Source organism: Pseudoalteromonas sp. XMcav11-Q (assembly GCF_040104525.1).
GTDB lineage: Bacteria > Pseudomonadota > Gammaproteobacteria > Enterobacterales > Alteromonadaceae > Pseudoalteromonas.
In genome coordinates this window covers 237,386-249,870 of record NZ_JBECOX010000008.1, presented here as the reverse complement: position 1 = coordinate 249,870, position 12,485 = coordinate 237,386, and the positions used below count along the sequence as shown (strand labels likewise).

Genomic DNA, 12,485 nt, shown 5'->3' with positions numbered 1-12,485 from the left:
TAGCTCAGCTGGTAGAGCGCGACCTTGCCAAGGTCGAGGTCACGAGTTCGAACCTCGTGTGCCGCTCCAAACACTTACTTTAGGTGTATAAACTAAAAAATGTGATGCGGCACTAGCTCAGCTGCTAAAACGTTAGACGCGACTTCAAGGGCGCGCCCAGCGGAAAATTAAGAGCTGTATCGGAATGCGGCACTAGCTCAGCTGGTAGAGCGCGACCTTGCCAAGGTCGAGGTCACGAGTTCGAACCTCGTGTGCCGCTCCAAACACTTACTTTAGGTGTATAAACTAAAAAATGTGATGCGGCACTAGCTCAGCTGCTATAGGTAATCAACGCGACCTTGCGTAATTATCGACAACACAATGAGCTAACTATGGAATGCGGCACTAGCTCAGCTGGTAGAGCGCGACCTTGCCAAGGTCGAGGTCACGAGTTCGAACCTCGTGTGCCGCTCCAACTCTCCTAAATATCCTTGTTTTTCAATCACTCTAAAAAAACCTTGCAGATATAGTCTTATTCCACCAATTTTTCATAACAAACTGATTGCTTAATTTTAATGCTACGCGTAAAATACGCGCTCTTTCGGCCTTACTATTATCGTTCCTTGCCTTACCCCGACTGGCCGAAACGGGACAAGGCTATACTAACCGTAAGGAATATCCATGCGTCATTACGAAATCGTATTCATGGTTCACCCAGACCAAAGTGAGCAAGTACCTGGTATGATCGAGCGTTATACTGGTGCTATCACTGAAGCTGGCGGTACTATTCACCGTCTAGAAGACTGGGGTCGTCGTCAACTGGCTTACCCAATCGAAAAGCTTCACAAAGCACACTATGTTCTTTTGAACGTTGAAGCACCAACTGAAGTAATCAACGAGCTTGAAACTTCTTTCCGCTACAACGATGCAGTGCTTCGTAACCTAGTTATGCGTACTAAAAACGCGGTAACTGAAGCGTCTCCTCTTGCAAAAGAAGAGAAAAAAGAAGCAGCTTCTGCTTAATCGTTGTTGATTTCGGATTTGACTAACCTTTCGAGGTAATGGTGAGTAATCAGGTTGACCTGTATACCAATCAATATCTGCTTTCGGGCGTGATTTGTAAAACACCTAAATTTAGTCAAAGCCCAGCTGGGATCCCACATTGCATATTTGTACTTGAGCACAAATCAATGCAATTAGAGGCTGACCTTACTCGAAATGCCTACGTGCGTATTCAAGTGGTTGCCAGTGGAGAACAGTTCCGAAACCAAACTGAGCATTTATACGTTGGGCAAGCATTACAAGTTCGCGGTTTTATAAATCGCCACGAGAGCCGAAATGGCTTGAGTCAGCTGGTATTGCACGCACAACATATTGAAAGAATTAATTGAGGAAATTACTCATGGCACGTTATTTCAGACGTCGTAAGTTCTGCCGTTTTAAAGCGGAAGGCGTACAACAAATTGATTACAAAGATCTGGCTACTCTTAGAAACTACGTAACAGAAAGTGGCAAAATCGTACCTAGCCGTATCACAGGTACTAGCGCTAAATACCAGCGTCAGCTAGCAACTGCTATCAAGCGTGCTCGCTACCTAGCCCTTCTTCCATACACTGACTTACACAAGTAAGCAGCTGATTACTAGTTTTTAAAAGGTGTAGAGACATGCAAGTTATTCTACTAGACAAAATTGCAAACCTAGGTAGCCTAGGTGATCAGGTTAATGTTAAATCTGGCTTCGCACGTAACTTCTTATTCCCTAAGGGTAAAGCAGTTCCTGCAACTAAATCTAACATTGAAACTTTCGAAGCACGTCGCGCTGAGCTTGAAGCGAAAATCGCTGAAGAGCTAGTTGCTGCACAGGCACGCGCTGAAAAACTAGAAGCACTAGCTGAAGTAACTCTAGTTTCTAAAGCGGGTGACGAAGGTAAGCTATTCGGTTCTATCGGTACTCGCGATATTGCTGATGCTATCTCTGCAGTAGGTGTTGAGGTATCTAAGTCAGAAGTTCGTCTACCTCTTGGTACTATCCGTGAGACTGGCGAGTTCGATGTAGCTATCCAAGTACACTCTGACGTTACAGCTACGATCAAAGTAATCGTAATTGCTGAAGCTTAATTTTTAATTGAGCTTAAATTAAAAAAGCCGTGTATTTTTATGCACGGCTTTTTATTCACTTAATTTTCCTAAATGAGCCCGAATTTCGGACAGTAAAAACCTAGTTAACAGATATTCTTAATGCTATTGGTTTTGTTGGTATCCAACTCTTAGGTTGAATTAAGTAACCCCTCGAAGAAAATCATAATAATAATCTTATTCATACCAATTTAAGGTGTGACATGGATGATCCTCTCGCTCAAAGTTTGCCTTATATCAAAAGGTAATACTGTTGTAATGTGGTGTAATAAGTTTCCTTTTTAGAAACTTTCGCTCCATGTTATGTTTACATATTATAGGTTAATCCTTTTCTTTGTCTTTTGTCTGTCATAAAGTGGAATAAAATGACAGCGCTATCAATTTAGTGGTGGAATAATTAAATGTCGGTAAATAAAGGTTTTACGCTTACAGAGCTATTAATTGCGGTTGCAATAGTGGCGATCACAGCCAGCGTGGCATATCCGTCATATGTGGAATACGTTCAGGATGGACGTCGTTCGCAAGCACAACAGCAAATGTTGGAAATGGCAGGTGTGATTGAGCGCATATATAGCCGTAATAGTGGCTACCCTGATGCGAGTTTACTTACAGACCTGCCTGAGTCTAAATTCTACACGTTTAAATATATTCCCACTGATAAACCAAATGGCGCAGTTGGGCAATACCGTAACTTGGGGTATCAATTTACAGCCACGCCAATAGCGGGAAAAGCACAAGCGGCTGACAGGTGTGGTGTACTAAGTATCAACCATCTTGGTGAACAGGGACCGAAGAACAATGACTGCTGGCAATAGATATTTAGGGTTTACCCTGCTTGAGCTGCTTATTTCCATGGCAATACTTGCAATTTTAGCTTCGATAGCTGCGCCAAGTTTTATAAAGCAAATTCAGCAAGACAGACTCACGACGCATGCTAATCAACTGCAGGCGGTATATCGTCTGGCCCGCAGTGAAGCGGTTCGACGAGAGCTGCAGGTGTCACTGGTCGTAGAGGACAGCGACTGGGTTGTGAAAACCAATGAAAATGGCCAATTGACCGAAGTAGGGCGGTTTTCTATTAAACATAGCTCGATAGAAGTGGCACTTGCCGACCAAGTTGTGCGTGAAAGTGGCGAAGTGCTGGCAACAAACAATATATTGATTACCGACAACATTGCCAATACTCAGGATTATCGTTTATGTGTGTTGGTCAGCGGTCAAAGTTGGTTAGCTGAGGCGGAACAAAATTGCAGTTAAGTAAGGGGTTTTCTCTCATTGAGGTCGTGGTGTCGATGTTGGTGGCTGGGTTAATGTTGCTTGGTTTGGCTGCGACGCAGCTTAAGTCATTACAGTTTGCCTCCAATAGCTTTCAATACACAATGGCGTTAATTCATGGTCAAAACGCAATTGAGAGAATATGGCCGTTGTTATGTGAATTGCAACATAACAACAATGATATGACGCTCGCCAATCCACTTATTCAACAGCTGCATCCTGCGGATAGTCGCTTTACGTTAGTGTTGCCTGCGACCTATAGCATTAACATGCAGCTTACGGTGAGCTGGGAAGATAAGCGAGTAAAAAACCCTGCTGAAAACCAAATTTCTTTAACTACCAGTTACCCAGAGGTTGCGGACACTTGTTCTCCGCCGGCAGGAGGGGGCTCATGAAACAGATAAATGGGTATACCTTACTGGAACTCATGGTTGCTATGGTTGTGGGGTTGGTATTGGTTATGGGGATTGCAACGTCGTACACGTCGATAAAAGAAACGGTGACGACAAGCCAGCAGCTTGCAACATCGCAAGAGATTGTTCGCTATACCAATCGAGTGATGATGCGCAGCATCAAGCAAACTCAGGAAGTCCCTACTGTGACGGCGACCGATATTACGATCCGCCAATTGGCAGGGGTCCCCGCTTGTGATGGCAGTGTCCCCATGGTTGACTACACTGAGCGCTATTTTTTACAAGATGGGTATTTAGTGTGCGATCGCGGCACGGGTGATATCAATCTTTTGAAGGGGGTAACTGGACTCACATTTGCAACCGATGCCAGTGGTCAGTTAATTACAGTCACAATACAGGGTAGTAGTTTTCCGACACAATATGGTGCAGGCATACAGATGAATTTTTACGCTGGATTAGGTAGCTAATACAATGAAACAACAACAAGGTTTTACACTGGTTAAAGTGATGCTGCTCGGCGGCATGGCTAGCGTTGTGGTATTCGCTTCCCTCAAGGAAGGTGTTGTACAAGAAAGATTAAGTGGTAACTTCCAAAAAGACATTAATGCAAGATTAGTGGCTGAACAAGGGATCAGAGAATATCGTCAAAAGCTGGATGCGGCGTTAAGTGGCAATCCGCAAGACGTCAATGCACTGATAAATGGTATAAACAAAACGGGTAGCGGTGCAGTTCCTGATTCGCAATATCAGATCTCGGTTAATGCCAATGGCAATGAGTTTGAAATCGAAAGCTTAGGTCAACGTCATGGTGAGCACGCGAACCATCGGCTAGTTGCGCGCTTTGAGTTGCAGCCAGCGGCGAAAGAGTCCATATTCCAAAATGCGGTTACTGGCTGTAAAGGGGTGAATCTATCTGGTAGTGGCTCTGTCGATAGCTATGACTCATCGAAAGGCACTTACGAAGAAACAAAAAGCCATGATGGTGATGTACACACTGTGGTAGGCGATGCAGATGTGGTGCTATCAGGCCACTCTCCGATTAAAGGTGATGTTGAAGCATCTGGTGTGATTTACTTAAAAGGCTCTTCACCGATTTTGGGTGACGTTAGGTCAAATACCGGGGTAGATATTTCGCCGTCATCGAGTGATATTCGAGTGGAAGGTAATGTCTATAGCCGCGGCTTTTTCACGCATAGAGGCGGAAAGATCCAAGGTTATGTACGTGCAATGGGTGACGCGAAAATGGAGTGGGGCGCTGAGATCCTCAACCAAAATGGCGATGCGTTCGATATTCAATATACTGGCAGCGGTCAATTTAAAGATACTGGCTTGCAAGTTCAAGATGGTGTGCATTACTCCGATGCTAAATTTAGAGTCGCAGACTTAGTGGTTGAACCGGTAAAAGTGTACGATCCAGATTCTCCCGACTACGACCCAGCAAGGCCAAATAAAGAATGTGATCCTTTGGCGTTGCCTTTTAATATGGATAGCATTATCGATCCTCGTAATCGATTCACTCCTCTAAATGTAGGCGCGCAACAAATCTTGCACTTTAAACCTAAACAGGCCGTGTACGAGCGTAATGGCTCAAGTGTGTATGTTGCAAAAGAGCACACCATTTATTTGTTCCAAGGGGTAGATCAGAATCTCGGCACAGCGACAGAAAAAACGCAGCTTGCGTTCCCTTTTAAAGGGTTGAAGTTAGGATCTGACGGAAAAATAAAGATCTCTGGTGGCGATGTGATTTGGTTGATTGATGGTGACCTCACATTAACTGGCGACACCCATATCTGGATAGAAAAAGAAAGTTCTTTGACCGTGTTCACTACCGGCAAAGTTTCTATTGGCGCAAGTGCTAAGGTTATTGCTGAGCAAGAAGGCTTAACCAAGAAGAGTAAACTGCCGGTATTTAGTGTGTATTCTTCATTTGATGGCCCTAATGGTTTTGTATTTAGCGGCGCATCGTCACTATATGCTGCTATTTATTCACCGTTGACTTCTATTCTGTTGAACGGCAGTGGGCAATTGTACGGTACAGTTCGAGGGGCATCGATTACTGGTACCGGTGGTACAGGGATCCACTTTGATCAAGCATTAAAAAATGCAGGCATTGGCGTGCAGCCGCCGGGACAAAAGCCGACATTGATCTTTAAGGGCTGGCACTACAAACCGTACCAAGTTGCCGATGAGAGTGAAGCTAATACCAATTGAATTAATTCTCTAATCAATTTGAAGGGTGAAATAGCATATTAGCTTCGTTAAAAATTTCTCATTTAGAACAACTAAATAGCAAAATTTTAGCCTTGCTACTAAAGCTATTTCCCCGCTTCAAGATAGATCATTTACTTAATACAACTGGTATAAAAGCGCTGAGTAACTTTCCTGAGTGGAGCGTCAGACTCCACTTTTTTTGCTCAATAAAAAAGTAAAATTTTTTCCAACCCGTTTAAACCATTTCCGATTTCGCCCGCGTCTAAATAAGTACTTTATAAAAAAGTAGAAATTGGCAATTGAGCGTTGGTGACTTTGTTTGTTCCATTCGATATGCGAAGATGAAGGAATCAACCCAAAGGAACAGACGCATGATAATTAATGCCAAAGAGGCATTTACACAAGAACAAACCGATGCGCTAGTGGCTAGGTGCCAGCAAGGGGATCAAAGTGCATTTCGCGAACTATTTGAGCAACATCATCGTCGCGTATATGCATTATGTCTTAGATTGCTCGCTGAGCCTGCTCATGCAGAAGATGCATGTCAGGAAGTTTTTGTGCAATTGTGGCAAAAGATAGACCAATTTAAAGGGCAATCACAATTTACGACTTGGCTTCATAGTGTGACCAGTAATATTGCTATCAGCTATCTTAGAAAGCAAAAAAACTGGTTACAAAAGGTCGTAAGCTTTGAGCAGTCCGGTCTGGATGAGCAAGGTGCTGAGCAGCTAGGAGAGCTAAATGGCTTAGATAAACTCATTGTCAGATTGCCAGAACGTGCCAGGTTGGTTTTCGTATTACATGCTGTCGAAGGGTATCGCCACGAGGAAATTGCCAATATGTTAAACATGGCCGTAGGGTCGAGTAAATCGCAATATCACCGAGCACGTAACTTATTACAGGAGTGGTACAACAATGACTAAACCATCTTTTGATGAATTTATGCATACCGCACTGAATGACGAACAGTCGCAGCCAAAGCCACAACGTGACTTATGGCAAGGCGTTGAGCGTGCAATCAATCAAGCACAACCGATGCAGCCGCCGAAGCAAAATAATTGGCAAAAGTTATCTGGTATTGCGGCGTGTACTATTGCGGGCTTACTTGCTTGGCAAGTCATTATGAATCAGCCCAAGCAAGACTCACTGGCTAACATTAGCGCTTTTTTTGAGCAGCAAAAGCAGTCTTTACTGGTTCAATATGAAACGCAGCCAGCGCTGACTTCTGATTGGCAGACACAATTGCAAGAGCTCGAGCAGGCGGAACAAGCGATTAAGTTGTCTTTAAAGCAAGATCCTGAGAATGCTGCGCTGTTAAAGATGTTAGCTCAGGTTTATCAGCAGCAACTCGACTTAATCAATAAGGTTCACCAACCTCGTTGGCAACAAATTTAGGAGAATTAGGATGAAAGCATTAATTATTGGCCTAGCGGCGCTACCTGCGATAGTGTTCGCCGGAGAATCTATCGATAAAGAACTGTCGGTTCCTGCAAATGGCAAAGTTGTCATCGAGAATCAGCGCGGTGACGTAACGATAAAAACATGGGATAAAAACGTTTTTAAAGTGACAGGCGAGTTAGACGATAAAGCCGAGGGTTATAAACTAGAAACCTCTGGTGAGGTAACCGAGTTTATCGTGAAGATGCCAAGACGCTATAAAAGTTGGGGCGGTGGTGATGGCTCTAAACTCACCATTTACATGCCTCGTAGCAGTGAATTAAATTTTGAAGGGGTGGTGGTTGATGTTGAAGCTGCTGATTTAACTGCGGGCGCCCGTATCAAAACGGTCAACGGCAATATTAAAGCGAGTAAAATCAGCGGTAAAATTGCATTAGAAACGGTAAATGGTGATATTGATAGTCGTGACTTAGATGGCAATATTCAGTTTGAAACCGTCAATGGGGACATTGAGGATATCGCTTCGAGCGGTAAGCTAAGATTTAACGCCGTTAATGGCGAAATTAAAACGCAAACCACCGCAACCGAGCTGCGCTTAGAAAACGTCAATGGCGAAGTCGAGTTGAAGATGGCAGAGTTAAAAGACTTACGCTTATCTACCGTTAACGGCGAAATAGCAGTATATGCAGCAAAGTTACTGGATAACGCCAATATAAATATGGACAGTGTTAGTGGCGATATTGAGCTTTATTTCCCTGCAGATGTATCGGCAAGGTTTGAAATCAACGCGCATTCAGGTGGCCATATCACCAATGAGCTAAGTTCAGATCAAGTTAAAAAAGCCAAATATGGCCCAGCTCGTTCACTCGAGTTTGTGCTTAACGGTGGTAATGCAGATGTAGAAATCGATACCGTTAGCGGCAATATTGAGCTAAAGCGTAACTAATAAGCGCTTTCATCAAATTAATAAGGCCAGAGTTTCCCCCAAACTCTGGCCTTTTGTTATTTGCACTTATGGGTAGACCAGATACAATAGAGGGCCTTCAATTTCTCAATGTTGTGATATGGCTAAACCAGATATACAAGTCGATACCTTAAAAGTTCCACCGCACTCAATTGAAGCTGAGCAATCTGTGCTCGGTGGCTTGATGCTAGATAATGAAGCCTTCGACCGTGTTGCGGAATTGGTGGTGTCTCATGACTTTTATACCAGAACCCACAAGCTGATCTTTGAAGCGATGGAAAAGCTGGTAGAGCTTAGTCAACCTATCGACTTAATCACGATTTCTGAGAATCTAGAAAAGAACAATCAGTTAGAAACCATAGGTGGTTTCTCCTATCTTGCTGAGATTGCTAAAAACACGCCAAGTGCTGCAAACATTGATGCATACGCGAGTATCGTCCGTGAGCGTGCGGTTGTTCGCGAAATGATTGGTGTGGCGAATGAAATAGCAGAGGCTGGCTTTAATCCTGAGGGACGAGATAGCCATGAGCTGTTAGATTTAGCTGAGAGCAAGGTATTTAAGATTGCTGAGCAGCGCACTAAAAGCACTGAAGGTCCGCAGAGTATTCACAGCATCCTAGAGAAAACCGTTGATAAAATTGAAGAACTTTACCAATCTCCACAAGATGGTGTTACTGGAGTAAGTACAGGCTACGGCGACTTAGACAAGATGACAGCAGGACTACAGCCTTCTGATTTGATCATTGTTGCAGCGCGTCCGTCGATGGGTAAAACCACGTTTGCGATGAACTTGGCTGAGCATGCCGCGATGACGCAAGATAAGCCGGTACTGATCTACTCGCTAGAGATGCCTTCAGAACAGATCATGATGAGGATGCTCGCTTCACTCGGCCGTATCAACCAAACCAAGGTACGTACCGGTCAATTAGATGATGACGATTGGGCACGTTTGTCATCCACCATGGGCTTACTGATGGAAAAGGGCAAGATGTACATAGATGATGCATCCGGTCTTACGCCAACAGATGTGCGTTCACGCGCGAGACGAATTGCGCGCGATCACGGTGGGATCAGCATGATCATGGTGGACTACTTGCAGCTCATGCGCGTACCGAGCCTTTCGGACAATCGTACGCTTGAGATTGCTGAAATTTCTCGTTCATTAAAGGCACTAGCCAAAGAGCTGCAGTGTCCAGTTATCGCGCTTTCTCAGCTTAACCGTACGCTAGAACAACGTGCAGATAAACGCCCAGTAAACTCTGACTTACGTGAATCAGGCTCTATCGAGCAGGATGCCGACTTAATCATGTTTATTTATCGTGATGAAGTTTACAACGACGATAGCCTAGACAAAGGCACGGCCGAAATCATCATAGGTAAGCAACGTAACGGTCCGATCGGTAAGGTTAGGTTAACCTTCCAAGGTCAATACTCTCGATTCGATAACTATGCGGGTCCAGCAATGGACGACGAATATTAACTGTCAATTGAGTAGTGAAATGCGACTAGCAAGTGCTGAAATCGATTTAACCGCGCTGAGAGAAAACCTACAGCTAACGCAAAAACTGGCGCCAAAAAGTAAGATTATGGCGGTACTTAAGGCCAACGCTTATGGTCATGGTTTGGTTAAAATAGCTCAGCATTTGCAAGATGCGGATGCATTCGCTGTGGCGAGAGTTGATGAAGCGCTCGCGCTTAGAACAGGTGGCATCACTAAACCAATTGTTCTGTTAGAAGGTTTTTTTCATCCTTCTGATTTACCTATTTTACTTGCCAATAATTTGCAAACCATAGTGCATGACATTTCTCAGCTTGAAGCCATTGAGCGTGCTAATTTAGATGCACCGCTCACAGTGTGGCTAAAAGTAGATACCGGTATGCATCGTCTCGGCGTTGAGCCTGAAGAGTTTGAAGCGTTTTATGCTCGCCTTAAGCGATCAAAAAATGTTGCTGATAAAATCCACTTAATGACACACTTTGCTTGTGCCGATGATATCAAAGACAATAAAACCGAAGTACAACAAGTGTTATTTAAGTCTTTGGTTGGTCAAAGTCACGCACCATTGTGTTTGGCAAACTCCGCGGGGATCATAGGTTGGCCTGAATCTCATGGCGACTGGATCCGTCCGGGCCTAATGCTTTATGGCGTTTCACCTATGCTTGCGCGTGTTGGCCAGCAACATGGATTAAAGCCCGTCATGCGCTTGACTACTAAAGTTATTGCCATCAAGCGGGTGAGAGCACATCAGGCGGTAGGTTATGGCGGACGTTGGCAATGTGAACAGGACACCTATCTTGCCGTTATTGGTGTTGGCTATGGAGACGGTTATCCCAGACACGCTAAAATTGGCACTCCGGTGGTTATTGGTAACCAGCGTTACGGTATAGTCGGCACCGTGTCTATGGATATGATCAGTGTGAATATTGGTGATAATTCTAATGGCATTCAAGTTGGTGAAGAAGTAGAAATGTGGGGACCAAACCTGCCCGTAGAAGAGATAGCGCAATGTGCAGATACGATTCCATATGAGCTGCTGTGTAACGTCACCCCAAGAGTAAGCTACGAATACATCGAAGGCTAAGCGCCTAGCCTTTTCTGTCACCTTGAAGCGTTGCGATAACGCGTCTTGCACCACCATGGTCACGATGCTCACCGAGATAAATACCTTGCCAAGTACCTAAACGCAGGCGGCCCTCAGAAATGGGAATGGTTACTTCACATCCTAAGGTGCTGGATTTGATATGTGCTGGCATATCGTCATCACCCTCATAGTCATGGCGGTAGTAGCTTTGCCTCTGTGGTACAAAATGATTAAAGTGGCTTTCCATATCCATACGTACCGTTGGATCGGCATTTTCGTTAATTGTTAGGCTGGCGGAGGTGTGTTGTATAAACAGGTGCAGCAGCCCTAGACGATAGTCATGTAGTTCAGGAAGCTGCGAGATAATCTCGTCGTCTACCAAGTGAAAGCCTCGCTTTCGAGGCTTCAAGATAATTTGTTTTTGAGTCCAACTCATAAAGTAACGTGTGTTTTTAACTGTTAGGCGAGTTTGTCGAAGCTGACTTCGATATTGGCATTACCGTCAGGAGAGGTGAATGGCATAATAAGTTTAGGACCATCACATTTATGAGTGATGGTATGGCCTGGGCCTGAAACGACAACCGGTGTTGCCATATCAAATTCGTAACCTTTTTCGCCGAGCAGGTTTTTAGCACCGCCAGTGACCATGTTGGTGATTTCACCAACCATATCAGTGACGTCTTCATTTATGGAGTCTGGGCGTTCACCAAGCATACGCTCCATAATGGTTAGCGCTAAGTTTTCTTCAAAGGTGATCGAAAATGACCCTTTTGTCTGTGGACCAACCATACCAATCAGACCCGATACATCACCTTGTGCGACTTCGTCTTTCTTCACTTTTGGCTTACCCGGCGTCAATTCTGTTTGCGCCATTGTAGCCAATACATTGATTAGAGATGATAAAAAGGGGTTGATGAACTCTACATTCATATTGACTTTCCCTTACGCTTTTTTAATAAATTAGTGTCGCTCTTAGTGATAAGTGTAGTGGGCTTTTTTACTCACTGCACTTAATCTTTACATTTTTCGCAACGGCCATGAGCCTCGATGGTTTGCTCTGTAACCACAAATCCGGTTTCCGCAGCTAGGCTGTTCAGTTCATGCGAAATCGTGTTTGAGTGTAACTCTTGAACGTTACCGCAACTATCGCAGATCAGTAACTGCACTGGATGTGTGTGGTCGAAGTGATGGCAAAGCATAAACGCATTAGTGCTTTCTATTTTATGGATAAAACCCAACTCAGAAAGAAAGTCTAAGGCACGATATACGGTAGCTGGTTTTGCAGCCGCTTCCGTCAACTTGAGCTCTTCAAGTAAGTCGTATGCGCCAACGCCACCTTGTTTAGAGGCGAGTAGTCTAAATACTTTTTCTCTAATAGGAGTAAATCGTGCACCACGGTTGTCACATACTTGCTTGGCTTTGCTAACTAGTAACTCTATATTCATGATTCAAAATCCTTACACTGCCTTGCAATACTAACATATTATTTTTATTAGTCTTGTGTTTACCCAGATTTATTATCTCAAG

At 44.1% G+C, this 12,485-nt stretch carries 17 protein-coding genes and 2 tRNA genes; 16 read left to right on the top strand and 3 right to left on the bottom strand.

Annotated features, from left to right (window positions below; translation table 11 throughout):
* The first annotated feature begins 186 nt into the window (after positions 1-186).
* The 16 genes from ABMY45_RS14880 to alr all read left to right on the top strand — a co-directional run bounded on the left by ABMY45_RS14880 (position 187) and on the right by alr (position 10,958).
* Positions 187-262, top strand: a tRNA-Gly gene (locus ABMY45_RS14880).
* A 116-nt stretch (positions 263-378) separates the two neighbouring features.
* Positions 379-454: transfer RNA gene (locus ABMY45_RS14875), tRNA-Gly, on the top strand.
* A gap of 206 nt (positions 455-660) precedes the next feature.
* Positions 661-1,002: a 30S ribosomal protein S6 gene (rpsF, locus tag ABMY45_RS14870; RefSeq protein ID WP_010368810.1), complete on the top strand. Its 342-nt coding sequence runs from the start codon at positions 661-663 to the stop codon at positions 1,000-1,002.
* Positions 1,003-1,040: 38 nt separating this feature from the next.
* The gene (priB, locus tag ABMY45_RS14865; RefSeq protein ID WP_010368809.1) at positions 1,041-1,370 is read left to right on the top strand and encodes a primosomal replication protein N; all 330 of its coding nucleotides are present in this window, start codon (positions 1,041-1,043) and stop codon (positions 1,368-1,370) included.
* Between the two features lie 11 nt (positions 1,371-1,381).
* A complete protein-coding gene (rpsR, locus tag ABMY45_RS14860; protein ID WP_002962753.1) occupies positions 1,382-1,609 on the top strand; it encodes a 30S ribosomal protein S18 in 228 nt (75 codons plus the stop codon).
* A gap of 35 nt (positions 1,610-1,644) precedes the next feature.
* The gene (rplI, locus tag ABMY45_RS14855) at positions 1,645-2,097 is read left to right on the top strand and encodes a 50S ribosomal protein L9 (RefSeq protein WP_010368808.1); all 453 of its coding nucleotides are present in this window, start codon (positions 1,645-1,647) and stop codon (positions 2,095-2,097) included.
* A gap of 419 nt (positions 2,098-2,516) precedes the next feature.
* On the top strand, positions 2,517-2,930 hold the full coding sequence (locus ABMY45_RS14850) for a type IV pilin protein (RefSeq protein WP_010607091.1): 414 nt from the start codon (positions 2,517-2,519) through the stop codon (positions 2,928-2,930).
* A complete protein-coding gene (locus ABMY45_RS14845) occupies positions 2,914-3,372 on the top strand; it encodes a GspH/FimT family pseudopilin (protein WP_349289078.1) in 459 nt (152 codons plus the stop codon). Before ABMY45_RS14850 ends, ABMY45_RS14845 begins: the two co-directional genes overlap by 17 nt.
* Positions 3,363-3,785, top strand: coding sequence for a prepilin-type N-terminal cleavage/methylation domain-containing protein (locus ABMY45_RS14840; protein ID WP_349289077.1), 423 nt, complete (start codon positions 3,363-3,365; stop codon positions 3,783-3,785). The genes ABMY45_RS14845 and ABMY45_RS14840 overlap by 10 nt, the downstream gene beginning before the upstream one ends.
* On the top strand, positions 3,782-4,270 hold the full coding sequence (locus tag ABMY45_RS14835; RefSeq protein WP_010607094.1) for a prepilin-type N-terminal cleavage/methylation domain-containing protein: 489 nt from the start codon (positions 3,782-3,784) through the stop codon (positions 4,268-4,270). The genes ABMY45_RS14840 and ABMY45_RS14835 overlap by 4 nt, the downstream gene beginning before the upstream one ends.
* 4 nt (positions 4,271-4,274) lie before the next feature.
* Positions 4,275-6,014 carry a polymer-forming cytoskeletal protein gene (locus tag ABMY45_RS14830; protein WP_349289076.1) on the top strand — a complete coding sequence of 580 codons (1,740 nt, stop codon included), beginning with the start codon at positions 4,275-4,277 and terminating at the stop codon, positions 6,012-6,014.
* A 371-nt stretch (positions 6,015-6,385) separates the two neighbouring features.
* Positions 6,386-6,937, top strand: a complete 552-nt coding sequence (locus ABMY45_RS14825; protein WP_010607096.1) for an RNA polymerase sigma factor — start codon at positions 6,386-6,388, stop codon at positions 6,935-6,937.
* On the top strand, positions 6,930-7,409 hold the full coding sequence (locus tag ABMY45_RS14820) for a hypothetical protein (RefSeq protein ID WP_010607097.1): 480 nt from the start codon (positions 6,930-6,932) through the stop codon (positions 7,407-7,409). Before ABMY45_RS14825 ends, ABMY45_RS14820 begins: the two co-directional genes overlap by 8 nt.
* Before the next feature lie 10 nt (positions 7,410-7,419).
* On the top strand, positions 7,420-8,358 hold the full coding sequence (locus tag ABMY45_RS14815; RefSeq protein WP_102057612.1) for a DUF4097 family beta strand repeat-containing protein: 939 nt from the start codon (positions 7,420-7,422) through the stop codon (positions 8,356-8,358).
* Between the two features lie 118 nt (positions 8,359-8,476).
* Complete coding sequence (gene dnaB / locus ABMY45_RS14810) at positions 8,477-9,856, top strand: replicative DNA helicase (RefSeq protein ID WP_010368799.1); 1,380 nt, start codon at positions 8,477-8,479, stop codon at positions 9,854-9,856.
* 19 nt (positions 9,857-9,875) lie between these two features.
* Positions 9,876-10,958: an alanine racemase gene (alr, locus tag ABMY45_RS14805; RefSeq protein WP_010368798.1), complete on the top strand. Its 1,083-nt coding sequence runs from the start codon at positions 9,876-9,878 to the stop codon at positions 10,956-10,958.
* A 4-nt stretch (positions 10,959-10,962) separates the two neighbouring features.
* On the opposite strand, the gene ABMY45_RS14800 is transcribed toward alr, so the two are convergent.
* From ABMY45_RS14800 to zur, 3 genes are all read right to left on the bottom strand, one after another.
* Entirely contained in the window at positions 10,963-11,394 is a 432-nt protein-coding gene (locus ABMY45_RS14800; protein WP_235367982.1) for a secondary thiamine-phosphate synthase enzyme YjbQ, read from the bottom strand.
* A gap of 23 nt (positions 11,395-11,417) precedes the next feature.
* Positions 11,418-11,888 carry a chemotaxis protein CheX gene (locus ABMY45_RS14795; RefSeq protein ID WP_010607100.1) on the bottom strand — a complete coding sequence of 157 codons (471 nt, stop codon included), beginning with the start codon at positions 11,886-11,888 and terminating at the stop codon, positions 11,418-11,420.
* Between the two features lie 80 nt (positions 11,889-11,968).
* The gene (gene zur, locus ABMY45_RS14790; RefSeq protein ID WP_010368795.1) at positions 11,969-12,403 is read right to left on the bottom strand and encodes a zinc uptake transcriptional repressor Zur; all 435 of its coding nucleotides are present in this window, start codon (positions 12,401-12,403) and stop codon (positions 11,969-11,971) included.
* Positions 12,404-12,485: the final 82 nt, after the last annotated feature.